Origin of the sequence: Massilia sp. YIM B02443 (assembly GCF_030411955.1) — a bacterium.
In the GTDB taxonomy this organism is placed as follows: domain Bacteria; phylum Pseudomonadota; class Gammaproteobacteria; order Burkholderiales; family Burkholderiaceae_D; genus Telluria.
On the sequence record NZ_JASNRA010000010.1, the window covers coordinates 122,485 to 139,693 of the forward strand.

A 17,209-nucleotide genomic window follows, 5' to 3' on the forward strand; every position below is an offset into this window, starting at 1 on the left:
TCAGTTGCGGACTGCTCAGTTGCGTACAGGTTTCCCGGTCTGCATCATGCCCATGATCCGTTCCTGGGTCTTCGGATTGTTCAGCAGAGCGACGAAAGCCTTGCGTTCCAGGTCGAGGATCCACTGTTCGCTCACCACGCTGCCCTGGTCGATGTCGCCGCCGGTCACGATCTCGGCGATGGTGTCGCCCAGGTGGTAGTCGTAGGCCGAGATGAAGCCGCCGTCGCGCATATTGACCATCTGGCCGCGGATGGTGCCCCAGCCGTAGCGGCCGGTGACCGGGAAGGTCTTGCGTGCCGGCGCGCGATAACCGGCGTCGAACATGGCGCGCGCGGTCGTCTTGGCGACGTGCAGCAGCTCATAGGCGTTGAAGACGATGATGTCGTCTTCCTTCAGGTAGCCCATGGCTTTGGCTTCCAGCGCGGACTTGGACACTTGCGCGGTGGCCGCGTTCATGAAGCCGGTCTTCAGGAATTGCAGGATGTCGTTGCCCTTGGCTTCCGTTGCCGCGCGCAGGGCAGCCTCTTTCAGGCCGCCGCCGGCCGGCACCAGGCCGACGCCGACTTCCACCAGGCCGATGTACGACTCGATCGAGGCGACACGCTTCGACGCATGCAGCGCCAGTTCGCAGCCGCCGCCCAGCGCCAGGCCGGCCACCGCGGCGACCACCGGGATGTTCGAATACTTCATCGCCATGAAGGTGTCCTGCAGCTCGCGCACGATCGGCTCCATCGCCTTCGCGCCGCCGGCCATGAAGGCCGGCAGGGCCGATTGCAGGTCGGCGCCGGCCGAGAACGCGCCGCCTTCGGCCGCGTCGGTGTTCCAGATCACCACGCCCTTGTAGCCTTGTTCAGCTTCCTTCAGCGCGCGCTGGATGCCCTTGATCACGCCGTCGCCGATGACGTGCATCTTGGTCTTGAGCGAGATGACCAGCACTTCGTCGTCCGAGTGCCACAGGCGCACCGAGTCGTCTTCGAACACGGTGGTGCCGAAGGTTTTCGCGTCGGTCGTGGTCGAGCCAACGACTGGCGCGCGGAACTGCTGGCGCTTGTACACCGGCAGGTCGGAGACAGGCACGTACGCATTTTTCGTGACCGAGTACGAACCCTCGGCGGTGTGCACGCCCTTCTCGGCGACCGAGCCTTCGAACACCCAGGCCGGCAGCGGCGCATTGCTCAGCGCCTTGCCGGCGTCGATGTCTTCCTTCACCCACTGCGCGATCTGGGTCCAGCCGGCGGCTTGCCAGGTCTCGAACGGACCGACGCTCCAGCCGAAGCCCCAGCGCATCGCGAAGTCGATGTCGCGCGCATTGTCGGCGATGGTGTCGAGGTGGAAGGCGATGTAGTGGAAGGCGTCGCGGAAGATCGCCCACAGGAACTGCGCCTGCGGGTTGGTCGAATCGCGCATGGCCTTGAACTTCTTGACCGGGTCTTTCTCTTTGAGGATGCGGCCGACGATGTCGGCGGCTTTCGCGCCGCTCGGCACGTATTCGCCGGTCGCGAAGTCGAGGCGCTGGATGTCCTTGCCGACCTTCTTGTAGAAGCCCGCGCCCGATTTCTGGCCCAGCGCGCCCTTCTCGATCAGTTTCGCCAGGATGTCAGGCGTCTTGTAGACGCTGAAGAACGGGTCGTCCTTCAGGTTGTCCTGCATGGTCTTGATCACGTGGCCCATGGTGTCCAGGCCGACCACGTCCGCGGTGCGGAAGGTGCCCGACTTGGCGCGGCCGAGTTTTGCGCCGGTGAGGTCGTCGACCACGTCCACGGAGAGGCCGAATTTCTCGGCTTCGACGATGGTGGCCAGCATGCCGAAGATGCCGACGCGGTTGGCGATGAAGTTCGGCGTGTCCTTGGCGCGCACCACGCCCTTGCCCAGGGTCGAGGTCAGGAAGGTCTCGAGCTGGTCGAGGATTTCAGGGCGCGTGGCTTCGGTCGGGATCAGTTCGACCAGGTGCATGTAGCGCGGCGGGTTGAAGAAGTGCACGCCGCAGAAGCGTTCCTTCAGGCCGGCGTCGAAGCCTTCGGCCAGCTTGTTGATCGACAGGCCCGAGGTGTTGGAAGCGAAGATCGCGTGCGGGGCGATGTGCGGGGCGACCTTGGCGTACAGGTCGTGTTTCCAGTCCATGCGCTCGGCGATGGCTTCGATGATCAGGTCGCAGCCAGCCAGCACGTCGAGGTTGTCCTCGTAGTTGGCGACTTCGATCAGCGCCGCGTCGTCCTTGTTGCCCAGCGGGGCCGGCGACAGCTTTTTCAGGTTCTCGATGGCGCGCAGGACGATGGAATTCTTATTGGACGGACCGCCGGAGCTTTGCTCCGGCTTGGCGGGCAGGTCGAACAGGACAACCGGGACCTTGGCGTTCACGCAGTGCGCAGCGATCTGCGCACCCATCACGCCGGCGCCGAGGACGGCGACTTTCTTGACGATGAAATTGGACATGTTTATTCCTTGTTTGAGCGCGGTCCCTGCCTGGCATGGCCGGGCAGGGACCGCGAGTTCAGCGTGACGGTGAATTAAAACAGCTCGGCATCCAGCGCCAGCAGATTCGACGCGCCCGAGCGGGCCTGGCGGATCAGCATCGCGGTTTCCGGATACAGGCGCGCGAAGTAGAAGCGCGCGGTGGCCAGCTTGGCTTCGTAGAACTTGTCGCCCGAGTCCAGCTTGGCCAGTGCGATCTTCGCCATCTGCGCGAAGAAGTAGCTGTACACCAGGTGGCCGGCCACGCGCAGGTAAGGCACGGCCGCGGCGCCCACTTCGTCCGGGCTCTGGAAGGCCTTCATGCCGATTTCCATGGTCAGCTTGGTGACCTTCTCGCCCAGCTCGCCCAGCGGCGTGATGAACTCGGACAGGTTCTCGTCCAGGCCGTTCTCTTCGACGAAGGCCTTGATCTTCTCGCCGAACTTGCGCAGCTTGGCGCCGTTGTCCATCAGGATCTTGCGGCCCAACAGGTCGAGCGACTGCACGGTATTCGTGCCTTCGTAGATCATGTTGATGCGGGCGTCGCGCACGTACTGCTCCATGCCCCATTCCGAGATGTAGCCGTGGCCGCCGTACACCTGCAGCGCTTCGGAGGTGGCGATCCAGCCGTTGTCGGTGATGAAGGCCTTGATGATCGGGGTCAGGAGCGCGACTTCGTCGGCCGCTTCCTTGCGCACGTCTTCGTCCGGGTGGTTCAGTTCGCGGTCGATCTGCAGCGCCATGTACGAGGTGAAGGCGCGGCCGCCTTCGGCGTAGGCTTTCGCGGTCAGCAGCATGCGGCGCACGTCCGGGTGCACGATGATCGGGTCGGCCGGCTTGTCCGGCGCCTTCGGGCCCGACAGGCTGCGCATCTGGATGCGGTCCTTGGCGTAGGCCAGCGCGTTCTGGTACGCGACTTCGGTCAGGCCCAGCGATTGCATGCCGACGCCCAGGCGCGCCGCGTTCATGAACACGAACATCGCCTGCAGGCCCTTGTGCGGCTGGCCGATCAGGGTGCCGCGCGCATTGTCCAGGTTCATCTGGCAGGTGGCGTTGCCGTGGATGCCCATCTTTTCTTCGATGGCGCCGCAGGCGATGCCGTTGCGCTCGCCCAGCGAGCCGTCGTCGTTCGGCAGGAATTTCGGCACCAGGAACAGCGAGATGCCTTTCGAGCCTTCCGGAGCGTCCGGCAGGCGCGCCAGCACCAGGTGGACGATGTTCTCGGCCATGTCGTGTTCGCCGGCCGAGATGAAGATCTTCGAGCCGGTGATCAGGTAGGTGCCGTCGGCCTGCGGTTCGGCCTTCGAGCGCAGCAGGCCCAGGTCGGTGCCGCAGTGCGCTTCGGTCAGGCACATGGTGCCGGTCCACTCGCCCGAGACCAGCTTCGGCAGGTACAGGCGTTTCTGGTCGTCGGTGCCGTGCTCCAGCAGGCACTCATAGGCGCCGTGTGACAGGCCCGGGTACATCGACCAGGCCTGGTTCGACGAGTTCAGCATCTCGTAGAACGAATTGTTCAGCGTGACCGGCAGGCCCTGGCCGCCGTATTCGGGATCGCACGCCAGCGCGGCCCAGCCGCCTTCGACATACTGTTTATACGCTTCCTTGAAACCCTTCGGGGTGGTGACGGTCTTGTCGGCCGCGCTGAAATGGCAGCCTTCGCGGTCGCCCGAGTGGTTCAGCGGGAACAGCACTTCCTGCGTGAACTTCGCGCCTTCTTCCAGCACCTGGTTGATGATGTCGGCGTCGATTTCCTCGTACTTCGGCAGACTCTTGAATTCCTCGGTGACGTTGAGGAATTCGTGCAACACGAACTGCATATCCCGAAGTGGCGCGACGTACTGACCCATGGTTTTCTCCTGACGAAGGGTAATGATGTTGGACTTGGCCGGCGGCTTATGCCGCCTGGTGGTCTTGCTGTGCTGTTGCTTGTTCCGGCACTGCTTGTGGATTGCGGTAATTCTCGATCAGGCGCGCAAAGGCAGCCTCGGCGCGTTCGACCGCACCGGGATTGCGCAGGAAGCGGGCGTCATGGTGCAGGGCCAGGATCAGGCCGTGCATCTCGAACACCAGCTGCTCGGCATCCAGCCCGGCATGCAGGTGGCCGGCCTCGATCGCCTGGCGCACGCTGCGCAGCAGCGCGCCCTGCCAGGCACGGACCATCGACACCAGCTCTTCGCGGATCGGGCCTTCGCGGTCGTCGTACTCGACCGCACCGCTGATGTAGATGCAGCCGGAAGCGATCTCGACCGACACCCGCTTGACCCAGCGCGTGTACATCGCGACCAGGCGCGGCAGGCCGCGGGTTTCCTTGATGCTCGGGAAAAACACTTCCTGCTCGAAGCGGTGGTGATACAGCTTGACCACCTCCAGCTGCAGGTCTTCGCGCGAACCGAAGTGGGCGAACACGCCCGACTTGCTCATGTTCATCCGGTCGGCCAGCAGGCCGATGGTCAGCCCTTCGAGACCGTTGCGGCTGGCGAGCTCGAGCGCGACGTCGAGGATCGCGGCCCGCGTCTGTTCGCCCTTGCGCATGAATTTGGTTGAAGCGTTGATAGTATCCCCTGAGTCGAAAAAATCCGAACGCTCGTACTATTATCTATCAGGCTTGGAATGTCAAACGGGAACTTAGAGTTGGCGTTCTATTGATGCAAAACAATGCTTGGCACAGTGAGAATGCGCCGTGGGTGGATCGTTCAGCTTGAAAAACAGTGGACGACCGATTTGTCGATTCAGCTATAAAGGTACCGCATTTTTGCGGGCGCAGGTGTTCCGATTGCGGGGTTGGTGTACCGGGGATACAAGCCCGGTGCTCGATGGTTGCCCAAGCGATATTCTTGGGGAAGCTTTCTTTCTCGCGCCCCCAATTGTCACTTTAGTTCATTATCCAAGAGTTACCATCTTTTCGACAATAGATCCTTATAACAACCATGGAGAGGAGACACAGATGAGCAACGCGCAGCAGATCATGGAAGTCATGGAACCGACCGACATCGCCCTGCGTGAGGCGATTCATTCGTTCGCAGACGAGGATGAAGAGAAATCCAATGAGGCGATGATGGCCGATTTTCTGGTGATTCTCGGTCGCGCCTGTGCCCGCCTGGACGAAGGCGCCACGCCAGAACAGGCCGTTGCCGATCTGGTCTTCCATGGAATGGAGCGCGAAAGCGCCGAGACCATCGTCCAGAAGGCAGAGGAGACGGTGGAGGCGAACCGGGGCAAGGGACGGGGCGTGGATAGCTCGCAGGCAACGGGCAACTGGCTCACGCGTTTCGGCATCCTGGTAATTGTCCTGCTGGCAGTGCTGGTCTATATGTACGCGGGCGGCTGAATGGCCGGCTACCGTTTCAAATCCATGAAAATATCAAACCCTGCATTTGTCCGATACAACCTTGTCACGCTGCTGGCTGGGATCGTTCTGCTTACCGGTCCGAGCGGCTGCAAGCGCAATGAGCAAGCCGCCCCGGCGCCGGAGCCGGAGGTGCACAACGCACCACCGGCATTCTCCGGCACGGCCGTCGCGCCTGCCACGGCTCCCGCGGCAAGCGCGATTGACACGCCGGAAAAGCAGCGCAAACGCTCCTGGATGCGGGCGATCTTCGGCCAAGCCTATGCGCCTGAGAAGGATGAAGCACTGGCCGAGCTCGATATCGATGGCGCCAGGGAATACCATCAAATGACACTGGCATCGGCCAGCACGCTGCCTGACGGCCGCGTCGCTGTGCTTGTCAACGGTTCGCCGTCCGATCAGGACGGGAATGACCTTGCCGGACACGGTTCGCCTGGCGTACTGAACGTGTATATCCTGCGCACCGATGACGGTGGATGGCAAGTCGTCGAGCGGCACGAGAACCTGTCATCCATGGGCTCGCATGGCAACATCGGCAGCATCGAGTGGATCATACCGAGCGCCGGCAAGGCCGGCTTCATCGTGACATCAGGCGGTACGTGGCAAGGCTACTCGATCGCTGTCGCGAACATCTTTGAACTGGGCTCGCCCATTCGCGAACTCGGGAACCTGCTGATCGGCTCCACCAACGAGGGCGCATGCGAGCCAGACACTGAATGCTGGGACGTGAACGGCAAGATTCGCTTCGCCGGCAGATCCGATGCTGACACTCCGCCCGACATGCTGGTCGATTTTGCGGGCAAACGCTACCGGGTTATCGACAACCAGCCCGACAAATACAGCGAACGCCTCGACAGCACGATCAAGGAGACCGCACGCTATCGGTTCGATGGCAACACCTATGTGTTAACGGAGGGTGTCAACCCGGTGCCGGAGGTCTGACCTCGACCCGGCTTATTCGTCGTCGACCCCACCCACGCGCGTCATCGCACGCCGGTCGCGCTTGGTCGGCCGCCCCTTGATCTCCAGGCTCGGCTCCGGATACAGCCTGCGCGCCACCTTGTCGTTCTCGCGCCGCGCGATGCTTTCGTCGGTTTCGAAATACAGCGTGCGCGCCACCGGCGCCGGGCCGCGCGAACCGGAAATCGCGGCCACGATCACTTCCCAGCGATCCGAACCGTTGTCGATCAGGATCTTGTCGTTCATCTTGACCGTGCGCGCCGGCTTGACCGGTTCGCCGCCGATGCGCACGCGGCCGCGGTCGACCGCGTCCTGGGCCAGCGAGCGGGTCTTGAAGAAGCGCGCCGCCCACAGCCATTTGTCGAGTCTTACATTGTCTTTATCTTCGCTCATTCTCTTTCATTCTCTAGTCCAGTTCCATCCTCAGGTGTAGCCGATCGTGACCACCCGCATCACCAGCTTGTACAGCATGTAGGCGGCTCCGTGGCTGGCCCGCTCGAGCCAGCCGGTATGCGCGAACTCCTGAGCGCAGACCTCGACCCCGTCCGCGATGCCGCGCTCGATATGCGCGCGCAAGGTGGCGGCGAAGACCGGGTCGTTCACCACCACGTTGGCTTCCTGGTTGACGAACAGCGACAGGCCGTCGCAATTGCTCGAACCCACCGTGGCCCAGTCGTCGTCCACCACCGCGACCTTGGCATGCAGCTGGGTCTTGCGGTATTCGACCACCCGGATGCCGTCGGCCAGCAGCTTGGGATAGAAGGAATGGGCCACCGCATCCTGGATGCGGAACTCGCCCACCCCGATCAGCAGCGTCACCTTCACGCCACGCCGCGCCGCGTGCGCCAGCGCCTTGCGGAACTTGCGCCCAGGGGCGAAGTACGGCGTTGCCAGCAGCACGCTGTCGCGCGCGTGGCCCAGCGCCTGCAGATACGCCTTCTGGATCGTGGCGCGGTTGCGCAGGTTGTCACGCACCACAAATGCGGCCCGGGCCGGACTTTCGCAAGAGGGAATCGGCTGCTTGCGCATTTCGCTGAACAATTGCAGGCGCTTGCGCAGGCGCAGGCGCCCGGTGCGCATCCACTGCCCTGCCGCCTCGTGATGAATCTGGGCCACCAGCGGCCCGCGCACGCGCACCGTGAAATCCCAGCGCGGCGCCGGCAGGCGGTGGCCGTCGGCGTGGTCGCACAGCCAGTCGTCGTTGACGTTGATGCCGCCCACGAAGGCGACCTCGCGGTCGATCACCGCGATCTTGCGGTGCGAGCGGGCAATGCCGCGCCGGCACAGGGGATTGAACACGCGGTACTGGACACCGGCGGCAGTGAGTTCCGGCCCGAGCCGGCCGCAGCAGCGGTGGCCGGTGCCGAACCAGTCGACCAGCACCCGCACCTTGACACCGCGGCGGGCGGCGCGGATCAGGGCGTCGCGTACGGCGCGGCCGGTATCGTCCTCGGCGAAGATATAGGTTTCGAACAGCACCTCGTACTGCGCCGCGTCGAGCGCCGCGATCAAGGCCGGAAAGAAGGCGACGCCGCTTTCCAACAGGGTGATGTCGTTGTTGTCGACGAAGGCGAGGCTGCGCATGGCCGGCGGACCGGCTCAGCGCGTCGCGCAGTGCTTCGCCGGATCGGCCAGCTCCAGTTCGGCCACGATCGGCGCGTGGTCGGACAGCTTGGCCCACAGGGGGCCGTGCATCACCTTGGCATTGTTGACCTTGAAGCCGCGCACGTAGATGCGGTCGAGGCGGAACCACGGCAGCGCGGCCGGGAAGGTGCGCGCCGGCGCCAGGCGCGGCTGGCGGCCGGCCCAGCTGCGCACCATGTCGCCCAGCGGCGAGCGCGGACCGAGTTCGTCGAACACCTCGGTTACGCCGAGGCCATGGCGCAGCTTGTCGCTCAGGGTGTTGCGCCAGTCGTTGAAGTCGCCGGCGATGATCACCGGTTCGCCGTTCGGCGCCGACGAATTCACGGCCTCGATCAGCGATTGCGTCTGGCGCCCGCGGCTGCCTTCGAACAGGCCCAGGTGCACCACGTAGCAGTGCACCTTGCATTCGGGCGTGCCGAGCACGCAGTGCAGGATGCCGCGCTGCTCGTAGGCGTGGTCCGAGACGTCGTGGTTGTGCGAGTTCTCGATCGGCCAGCACGAGAGCAATGCATTGCCGTGGTGGCCGTGGTCGTACACCGCGTTCATGCCGTAGGCCGTGTGGTGGGCGTCGGGAGCGAAGTAGTCGTACTGGGCGGTCTCGGGCCAGTAGCGGTGGCCGCGCTCTTCCTTGCCGTACCTGGCCTGGAACCGGTCATGCCGGCCCTGCACCTCTTGCAGGAAGACGATGTTGGCGTCGAATTCGGCAATCGCCTTCTTCAGGGCGATCACGCGAGGCGTGCTGCGCAGCGAGGAGACGCCCTTATGAATATTGTAGGTGGCTACACGAATTTTCATGGGAACATTCTACCCGGATCGGGCCGGCGTTCTCGTGAAACGGGCCCAATCGTGCGCCTCATGGAGCGCCGGGTGGACGCAGCGGCGGAGGGAGTGGCCGGCGCGCTGGCCGGCGGATGCCGTGCGTGGAAGACGAGCGGTCGAGCGGCTGGTCAGCCCAGCGCCAGCGCCTCGTCGTAGATCGCTTCGTGGCCGGACACGATCATGCGGCGCGGCTTGCGCTCCGGCTGGTCCGTTTTCTTCTCGACCGGCGCCAGCGGGCCGCTCAGGCGCAGGCCGCCAAACAGGTCGATGTAAATACAATCGTCACCCAGAGTGATTTCTTTCACTTTCTTGTCGTGTTTGAGTTCGGGGTTATTCAATTTAGTCCTCCAGAATCATCCGCTAAAAAGTACATCTTTCAGGTCTCACCACCAGGTGATCTGTTGACGATATTCTACCGATTTCCATCTGTCAAACGTTGAATATATGGTGTTTATCGCTGGGATATGAATTTCCTATGGTTATCAAACCGCTATTTTTGCTGTAACAGGGTGTAATTTCATAGGGGGATTTTGTAACGACGCCCGTCATATGGGCGTTTCCGCACAGATGACGGGTCAAAATAGCACTCTCGTACTTTTGCTGAAAAACGTCATTTTCGACTTTTCCGCAAGTAACAAAATCTTACAATTTGAACTGGTATTGACCCTGTTTTATAAGGGTTGTTTTTCCAGGGAAATGTTAATTTCCAAGTTGGCGAGGCAGCTGGAGGATGGCTTCGGCGTTCGACGACGAGAAGCAGCGGTCGGCCGCTTCGAGCCAAGGCAGCCAGGCGTGCTGCAGGTGCTCGCGAGGGCTGAGGACGATGGGGATGTCGCGTGGGACGCAGACCGAGAACACGTGCTCGGTGTTATGGGTGACGCCGGGGGCGTAGCGGTGGCGCCAGACCGGATAGATTTCGTAGATGTTGGACAGGCCCCAGTCGCGCAGGCGGATCAGTTCGCCGTCGGCCTGGATGCCGGTTTCCTCGAACAGTTCGCGCGCGGCGGTCAAAAGCAGCGGCTCGTCCGGTGCGTCGAGCGATCCGGTGACCGATTGCCAGAAGCCCGGGCGGTCGGCGCGTTCGAGCAGCAGCACTTCCATGGCGGAAGTGTGGATGACGACCAGGACCGATTCGGGGATCTTGTGGGGTTTCATGCGAGCGTCAGAAGACGTAGGGTTGGCGGCTCGGCCGCCAACCCTACGACGGCAAAGCCGCCTAAATGACCTTACGCCACCTTCTGCTCGTTACGCAGACGGATGTGCAGTTCCTTCAGCTGCTTCTCGTCCACTTCCGACGGCGCATTGGTCAACAGATCCTGCGCGCGCTGGGTTTTCGGGAAGGCGATCACGTCGCGGATCGACTCGGAGCCGGTCATCAAGGTGATCAGGCGGTCCAGGCCGAAGGCCAGGCCACCGTGCGGCGGCGCGCCGTACTGCAGGGCGTCCAGCAGGAAGCCGAACTTCAGCTGCGCTTCCTCGGCGCCGATCTTCAGCGCGCGGAACACCTTGCTCTGCACTTCTTCGCGGTGGATACGGATCGAACCGCCACCCAGTTCCCAGCCGTTCAGGACCATGTCGTAGGCCTTGGCGATGCAGGCGCCCGGATTGGTTTCCAGCATGTCCTCGTGGCCGTCCTTCGGCGCGGTGAACGGGTGGTGGGTCGCGGTCCAGCGGTCGCCGTCTTCGTCGTATTCGAACATCGGGAAGTCGATCACCCACAGCGGCGCCCAGACGTCGTCGAACAGGCCGGCCTTCTTGCCGAATTCCGAGTGGCCGATCTTCACGCGCAGCGCGCCGATGGCGTCGTTGACCACTTTCGCCTTGTCGGCGCCGAAGAAGATCAGGTCGCCGTCCTGGGCGCCGGTCAGCTCCAGGATCTGGGTCAGGACCTCGTCCGAGATGTTCTTGACGATCGGCGACTGCAGGCCATCGCGGCCCTTGGCCTTCTCATTGACCTTGATGTAGGCCAGGCCCTTGGCGCCGTAGATCGCCACGAACTGGGTGTAGGCGTCGATTTCCGAACGCGGCATCGAACCGCCCTGCGGCACGCGCATGCCGACCACGCGGCCGTTCGGCAGGTTGGCGGCGCTGTTGAACACCTTGAACTCGACCGACTTCATCAGTTCGGTCAGCTCGGTGAACTCGAGCTTGACGCGCATGTCCGGCTTGTCCGAACCGTACTTGCCCATGGCGGTAGCGAAGTCCATCACCGGGAACGGGTTCGGCAGGTCGACACCGGCGGTGTTCTTGAACACGACGCGCATCATTTCCTCGAACAGATCGCGGATTTCCTGCTCGTTCAGGAACGAGGTTTCGCAGTCGATCTGGGTGAATTCAGGCTGGCGGTCGGCGCGCAGGTCTTCGTCGCGGAAGCACTTGGTGATCTGGTAGTAGCGGTCGAAGTTGGCGACCATCAGCAGCTGCTTGAACAGCTGCGGCGACTGCGGCAGCGCGAAGAAGTTACCGGCATTCACACGCGACGGCACCAGGTAGTCGCGCGCGCCTTCCGGGGTCGACTTGGTCAGCATCGGGGTTTCGATGTCGATGAAGCCCAGGTTGTCCAGGTACTTGCGGACTTCCATCGAGACTTTATAGCGCAGCTTCAGGTTGTGCTGCATCTGCTGGCGGCGCAGGTCGAGCACGCGGTGGGTCAGGCGGGTGGTTTCCGACAGGTTGTCGTCGTCCAGCTGGAACGGCACCGGCACCGACGCGTTCAGCACCTCGACTTCGCTGGCGTTGATCTCGATCTTGCCCGACTTCAGGTTGGCATTCGCGGTGCCTTCCAGGCGGTTGGTCACGGTGCCGACGATGCGCAGGCAGTACTCGTTGCGCACGCCTTCGGCGGCCTTGAACACCGCGGCGTTGTCGGGATGGCAGACGACCTGCACCAGGCCTTCGCGGTCGCGCAGGTCGATGAAGATCACGCCGCCGTGGTCGCGGCGACGGTGCACCCAGCCGCACAGGCTGACGGTTTGGCCCAGCAGTTCCTCGGTGACGAGGCCGCAGTAGTTGGTACGCATGGAGGTCATGGTTTTCGTTCCAGGTTGGTTAAATTGGCGGGCCGGGGCCCCTATTCTGTGCTTGTGTTCTATTTGGCCGATGGCGCGGCCGGCACGCTGGCAGGGGCCACCACGCCCATCGAGACGATGTACTTCAGCGCCGCGTCGACCGACATGTCCAGTTCGCGCACGCGGCTGCGTTCCATCATCAGGAAGAAGCCCGAAGTCGGATTCGGGGTGGTCGGCACGTACACGCTGACGTAGTCGCCCACCAGGTGGTTGGTCACGTCCCCGCCCGGCACGCCGGTCAGGAAGGCGACGGTGTACGAATCGGCGTGCGGATACGGGATCAGCACTGCCTGGCGGAAGGCGTTGCCCGAGGACGAGAACAGCGTGTCCGACACCTGCTTGACGCTGCCGTACAGCGAGCTGACCACCGGCACGCGCTTGATCAGGCGCTCGCCCAGGCGCATCACGTAGTTGCCGACCAGGTTGTTGGCCAGCACGCCGGTCAGGAACACGATGGCCAGCGTCAGCACCGCGCCCACGCCGGGGATGTCGGCGCCGAGCAGCACGCGCGGCTGCCAGGCTTCCGGCACGAACAGCAGCGACTGGTCGAGCGTGCTGATGATCAGGTTCAGCACCCAGGCGGTGATCGCCAGGGGCACCAGGACCAGCAGGCCGGTGAGGAAGTATTTGCGCATCGGATTCCCGTTGTTCTTGTTGGGGCGCGGCCGCGCGGCCGGCGCCGGATCAGGTACCGCTCTTGTCGCCGCCGCTGCTGCTGGTGCCGCTTGAAGCAGGCGCGGCCGCAGGCGTTGCCGGTGCGCTCGATTCGGCGGCAGCCGGCGCAGGCGCGCCGTTGCCGTTATTGGCGTTGCTGGCGGTGCCGGTAGCCGGCGGCGTGCCGCCACGGAAATCGGTCACGTACCAGCCGGTGCCCTTGAGCTGGAAGCCGGCGGCGGTCACTTGTTTCTTGAAGGACGGCTTGGCGCACGACGGGCACACGGTCAGGACCGGGTCCGATATCTTTTGCAGTACATCTTTGGTGAAACCGCATTCTTCGCAGCGGTAGGCGTAAATCGGCATGCTTAATGCTCCGCAAAAATCTTCAAAACCCTGAATTATAAAGCTTTTACGAAGGGATTTGCCGTTTGGGCGGCATGGCGCTGGCATGAACGCCTGGCGCTGGCAAGCGGCGCACCGCGATTGTTGTTTTTCGCCATCGCTACAGGTGTTTCGTTTGCTCAAGCATTGGCTTCGATGTTTTAATACGAACTCTTCACCGAATGTTGGCAACAGGGAATCACTGCTGCTCTCCGCTAAGAAGAAACAGAAGATGGCGCGGTCTTGCATCAGCGCGGTCCATAGAAGAACACTTGCTTAAAGCCCGCGCCAGCGGGCTTTTCTTTTTCAGCGGGCTTTTCTTTTTTATGCCCGCGCGAGCGGGCTTTTTCTTTGGGCGGTTGGATTTTGTCGTGATGGGGGCTTGCCGAAGCCGATGAGGTTTGCGCGAGCCGGTTGGACGCGTTGGCGGCTGTGCCGCCGACGCGTTCAACGATCGCTCGCCAACCGCGCCCTCAACCGAACATTCCAACAACCCCCAACACCGCCAGCGTCGCAAACCCCGCCACCACGCAGCTGACAAACACCAGCATGCGATTGGTGCGGCGTTGCTCCACCAGCAGCAGCGCCAGCAAATCGGCATTGGCCACGTGCCCATGTGCGCCGCCATGCGCGATCTTCGGATGCGCTTCGCGTTCCAGCGCCTGATGCACCAGGCGCGGCAGCTGAGGGAAGATCTGGGCGTAGCGCGGCGCTTCGGCGCGCAGGCGTTCCACCAGGCCCTGCCAGCCGACCTGGTCCGACATCCAGCGCTCGAGGTGCGGTTTCGCCGTCTTCCACAGGTCCAGGTCGGGATCGAGCTGGCGCCCCAGGCCTTCGATATTCAGCAGCGTCTTTTGCAGCAGCACCAGCTGCGGCTGCACCTCGACGTTGAAGCGGCGCGAGGTCTGGAACAGGCGCAGCAGGATCTGGCCGAACGAGATGTCCTTCAATGGCCGATCAAAAATCGGCTCGCAGCAGGCGCGCACGGCGGACTCGAGTTCGTCGACGCGCGTGCTCGGCGGCGCCCAGCCGGATTCGATGTGGGCCTCGGCCACGCGCTTGTAGTCGCGCCGGAAGAAGGCCAGGAAGTTTTGCGACAGGTAATCCTTGTCGAAGTCGTTCAGGGTGCCGACGATGCCGAAGTCGAGCGCGATGTAGCGCCCAAAAGTTTCCGGCTCGACCGACACCAGGATGTTCCCCGGGTGCATGTCGGCGTGGAAGAAGCCGTCGCGGAAGACCTGGGTGAAGAAGATTTCCACGCCATCGCTCGACAGCTTCTTGAGGTCGATGCCCTCGGCCGCCAGGCGGTCGATCTGCGACACCGGGATGCCGCGCATGCGCTCCATCACGATCACGCTGCTCGAGCAATAGTCCCAGTACATTTCCGGCACCATCAGCAGGGTCGAACCGGCGAAGTTGCGGCGCAGCTGGCTGGCGTTCGCCGCTTCGCGCATCAGGTCCAGCTCGTCATGCAGGTATTTGTCGAATTCGGCCACGACTTCACGCGGCTTCAGGCGGCGCGCCTCGCCCCACACTTTCTCGATCAGGCCGGCTGCCAGGTGCATCAGCGCCATGTCTTCGTCGATCAGCTTCTTCATGCCCGGACGCAGCACCTTGACCGCGACGTCCTTGCCGTCCTTCAGGCGCGCGAAGTGGACCTGGGCGATCGAAGCCGAGGCCACCGGCTCACGCTCGAAATGGGCAAACAATTGGTCGGGATGGGCGCCCAGCGATTGCGTGATCTGGGCCACGGCCAGATCGGAACCGAACGGCGGCACCCGGTCCTGCAGCAGCGCCAGCTCGTCGGCGATGTCGGGCGGCACCAGGTCGCGCCGGGTCGACAGCACCTGGCCGAACTTGACGAAGATCGGGCCCAGCTCTTCCAGCGCCTGGCGCAGGCGGATCGCGCGCGGCGAGGTGATGCGGCGCCAGAAGAAGAAGGTGTTCATCAGGCGCGCGGTGCGCGGCGCATTGATGCTGGTGACGGCGATTTCGTCCAGGCCGTACTTGGTGAAGACGGTGAGAATGCGCAGCAGGCGCAGGAATTTCAATATCATCGACGATCCGGATTCAGGTCTGCGCTGGGAAGAATGGTGGAGCCCGCCGCCGGCTTGGCGGCATCAAGTTGCGCCAGCTTCTGTTCAAGGCGGGCGATGCGCTTGGCGGTGCGCTCGACGTCGTCGCGCAGGCGCACGACATCGGCGGCAAAGGCGTCGCGCTGGCGCGGGCGCACCAGCACCGGGCGCTCCTCGGCCAGGAATTCGGCAACGTTTTCCGCCAGGCGGCGCCCTGCCCCGCCGGCGCCCTCCAGCGCGCCACGGCCGAGCTGGGTCAGGCGGCGCGCGCCGAGTGGCCCGACCACGCGTTCGAGGTCGTGCTCGGCATCCCAGCGCAGGCCGTTGGCCAGCTGCGAGATCGTGTTGGCGAACTCGGCGTCGCCGTCGATCTTCACGTACGACAGGGCGCGGCTGCGGTCTTGCAGGATCAATGGCAGGTCGGCCAGCTTGACGCGGATGGTGACGTGGGCTTCCTCGACCTTGTCGGCGGCCTCGAACATGCCGTCGCCCGCCACCCGCAGACACAGGCGCACGGCGCCGGTGTCGACGCACACATACTTGCCAGCATGGCGCGCCAGCGCCTTACGGGCCCAGTCTTCCTGGGCCAGCAAGTGGTTGATCACGGCCGCGGCCGGCACGTCGATGGCATGGCGCGGGGACAAGGTGGTGGGCATACTGGGAAACATGGGAGCCTGGGCTAAAAAAACAAAACCGCCCGGGGTAAAGCGGGCGGTCTCGATCTTACCAGTTTGCCGGGCGCAAACCCGGCGACACGAAATGTTTGTCGAAAAATAATTCGACGGGATGGCGTCAAGCCACCTGCTGGATACCGGCCAGCACCCAGCCGCCCGAACCGGCCAACGGCTTGGACATGTTCCACACCTCGACGTAGGGCTCGGCCGGCGCGTTCGGGGCATTGCGGATCATGCCGTTGAACTGCACGCTCGCCAGGTAGTCGGTGGCGGTCTTCTCGATGCCCAGCAGCTGGGCGTCGATGCTGACCACGTCGGTGAAGTCGGCTTCGCCATTGCGTTCCTGGATCTGCATCTTCAGCTCGGCGAACACTTCGGGCGAGGTGAATTCGCGCAGGTCGTTGGTGTCGCCGCGGTCCCAGGCCGCCTGCATGCGGATGAAGGACGACTTGGCATGGCGCAGGAAGCTCTCGCTGTCGAAGTCCGACGGCACGCCCCATTGCTGGTGCGCTGGAGCAGCAGCTGCCGAGCTACCGAAGCCGGTACCCTTGTCCAGCGCAACGCCGCCGTTCTGGCCTTGATAGGCGGTCGGCTGCTGGCGCAGGCCCGAACCGATCTCAGGCGTGGCAACCGCGCCGGCCGGCTGCGGCTTGAAGCCGCCGAAGCCGGCACCCGCGGTCGCGGCCGATGGATTGGCCACGGTGTCCTTGCGGCGGAACATGCGCACGATGAACATGATGGCCAGGCCCAGCAGCGCGATCATCAGGATGGTCGAGATCGCGCTGGCCAGCGCGCCGCCGATGCCGAAGTGCGACAGCAGCGCGCCCAGGCCGAGGCCGAGCAGCGCGCCGCCCAGGATGCCCTTCCACATGCTCGGACGCTTGGTGGCGGCCGCGGCGGCGGCGCCGGTGGCGCCGGCGGCGGCTGCCGGAGCGGCCTGGTTCGGGGTCTGGCGCTGCAGGTTAGGCGTCGGCGCAGGCGCCGGGGCCGGCATCTGGCGCACGGCCTGCGACTGGCGTCCCACCGAGCGCTTGCCGCCCAGCGGTCGGGCGAAGGCGTCAGCGACCATCGAGAAGGCGCTGACCGCCAGAATCGTCGTCACCAAAAATTTTTTCATCGTCTCGTCCTTGGAAT

General features: G+C 63.7%; 16 protein-coding genes. 2 read left to right on the forward strand and 14 right to left on the reverse strand.

Annotated elements, in window-relative coordinates:
- Positions 1–15: 15 nt before the first annotated feature.
- The 3 genes from QPK27_RS12480 to QPK27_RS12490 all read right to left on the reverse strand — a co-directional run bounded on the left by QPK27_RS12480 (position 16) and on the right by QPK27_RS12490 (position 4,983).
- Positions 16–2,433 carry a 3-hydroxyacyl-CoA dehydrogenase/enoyl-CoA hydratase family protein gene (locus tag QPK27_RS12480; protein ID WP_290418569.1) on the reverse strand — a complete coding sequence of 806 codons (2,418 nt, stop codon included), beginning with the start codon at positions 2,431–2,433 and terminating at the stop codon, positions 16–18.
- Positions 2,434–2,507: 74 nt separating this feature from the next.
- Positions 2,508–4,298: an acyl-CoA dehydrogenase C-terminal domain-containing protein gene (locus QPK27_RS12485; protein ID WP_290418570.1), complete on the reverse strand. Its 1,791-nt coding sequence runs from the start codon at positions 4,296–4,298 to the stop codon at positions 2,508–2,510.
- A gap of 46 nt (positions 4,299–4,344) precedes the next feature.
- Positions 4,345–4,983, reverse strand: coding sequence for a TetR/AcrR family transcriptional regulator (locus tag QPK27_RS12490; protein ID WP_290418571.1), 639 nt, complete (start codon positions 4,981–4,983; stop codon positions 4,345–4,347).
- A gap of 412 nt (positions 4,984–5,395) precedes the next feature.
- Between QPK27_RS12490 and QPK27_RS12495 the strand changes: the two genes are divergently transcribed.
- Both QPK27_RS12495 and QPK27_RS12500 read left to right on the forward strand, forming a co-directional pair.
- Positions 5,396–5,779: a hypothetical protein gene (locus QPK27_RS12495; protein ID WP_290418572.1), complete on the forward strand. Its 384-nt coding sequence runs from the start codon at positions 5,396–5,398 to the stop codon at positions 5,777–5,779.
- The gene (locus tag QPK27_RS12500) at positions 5,780–6,739 is read left to right on the forward strand and encodes a hypothetical protein (protein ID WP_290418573.1); all 960 of its coding nucleotides are present in this window, start codon (positions 5,780–5,782) and stop codon (positions 6,737–6,739) included. It abuts the gene before it with no gap.
- A gap of 12 nt (positions 6,740–6,751) precedes the next feature.
- On the opposite strand, the gene QPK27_RS12505 is transcribed toward QPK27_RS12500, so the two are convergent.
- The 11 genes from QPK27_RS12505 to QPK27_RS12555 form a co-directional block, all read right to left on the reverse strand.
- Complete coding sequence (locus QPK27_RS12505; protein WP_290418574.1) at positions 6,752–7,150, reverse strand: RNA-binding S4 domain-containing protein; 399 nt, start codon at positions 7,148–7,150, stop codon at positions 6,752–6,754.
- A 30-nt stretch (positions 7,151–7,180) separates the two neighbouring features.
- Positions 7,181–8,341: a cardiolipin synthase ClsB gene (gene clsB / locus QPK27_RS12510; protein ID WP_290418575.1), complete on the reverse strand. Its 1,161-nt coding sequence runs from the start codon at positions 8,339–8,341 to the stop codon at positions 7,181–7,183.
- Between the two features lie 15 nt (positions 8,342–8,356).
- Positions 8,357–9,196 carry an endonuclease/exonuclease/phosphatase family protein gene (locus QPK27_RS12515; RefSeq protein WP_290418576.1) on the reverse strand — a complete coding sequence of 280 codons (840 nt, stop codon included), beginning with the start codon at positions 9,194–9,196 and terminating at the stop codon, positions 8,357–8,359.
- 152 nt (positions 9,197–9,348) lie between these two features.
- Positions 9,349–9,525, reverse strand: coding sequence for a hypothetical protein (locus QPK27_RS12520; protein WP_290418577.1), 177 nt, complete (start codon positions 9,523–9,525; stop codon positions 9,349–9,351).
- 394 nt (positions 9,526–9,919) lie between these two features.
- Positions 9,920–10,375, reverse strand: coding sequence for a dihydroneopterin triphosphate diphosphatase (gene nudB / locus QPK27_RS12525; protein WP_290418578.1), 456 nt, complete (start codon positions 10,373–10,375; stop codon positions 9,920–9,922).
- Positions 10,376–10,446: 71 nt separating this feature from the next.
- Entirely contained in the window at positions 10,447–12,249 is a 1,803-nt protein-coding gene (gene aspS, locus QPK27_RS12530) for an aspartate--tRNA ligase (protein WP_290418579.1), read from the reverse strand.
- Positions 12,250–12,308: 59 nt separating this feature from the next.
- Positions 12,309–12,923: a DUF502 domain-containing protein gene (locus QPK27_RS12535; protein ID WP_290418580.1), complete on the reverse strand. Its 615-nt coding sequence runs from the start codon at positions 12,921–12,923 to the stop codon at positions 12,309–12,311.
- A gap of 49 nt (positions 12,924–12,972) precedes the next feature.
- Positions 12,973–13,308, reverse strand: a complete 336-nt coding sequence (locus QPK27_RS12540; RefSeq protein ID WP_290418624.1) for an FmdB family zinc ribbon protein — start codon at positions 13,306–13,308, stop codon at positions 12,973–12,975.
- A 491-nt stretch (positions 13,309–13,799) separates the two neighbouring features.
- Complete coding sequence (gene ubiB, locus QPK27_RS12545) at positions 13,800–15,383, reverse strand: ubiquinone biosynthesis regulatory protein kinase UbiB (protein WP_290418581.1); 1,584 nt, start codon at positions 15,381–15,383, stop codon at positions 13,800–13,802.
- Positions 15,380–16,069 carry an SCP2 domain-containing protein gene (locus QPK27_RS12550; protein ID WP_290418582.1) on the reverse strand — a complete coding sequence of 230 codons (690 nt, stop codon included), beginning with the start codon at positions 16,067–16,069 and terminating at the stop codon, positions 15,380–15,382. Before QPK27_RS12550 ends, ubiB begins: the two co-directional genes overlap by 4 nt.
- Before the next feature lie 124 nt (positions 16,070–16,193).
- Complete coding sequence (locus tag QPK27_RS12555) at positions 16,194–17,192, reverse strand: Tim44 domain-containing protein (protein ID WP_290418583.1); 999 nt, start codon at positions 17,190–17,192, stop codon at positions 16,194–16,196.
- Positions 17,193–17,209 lie beyond the last annotated feature (17 nt).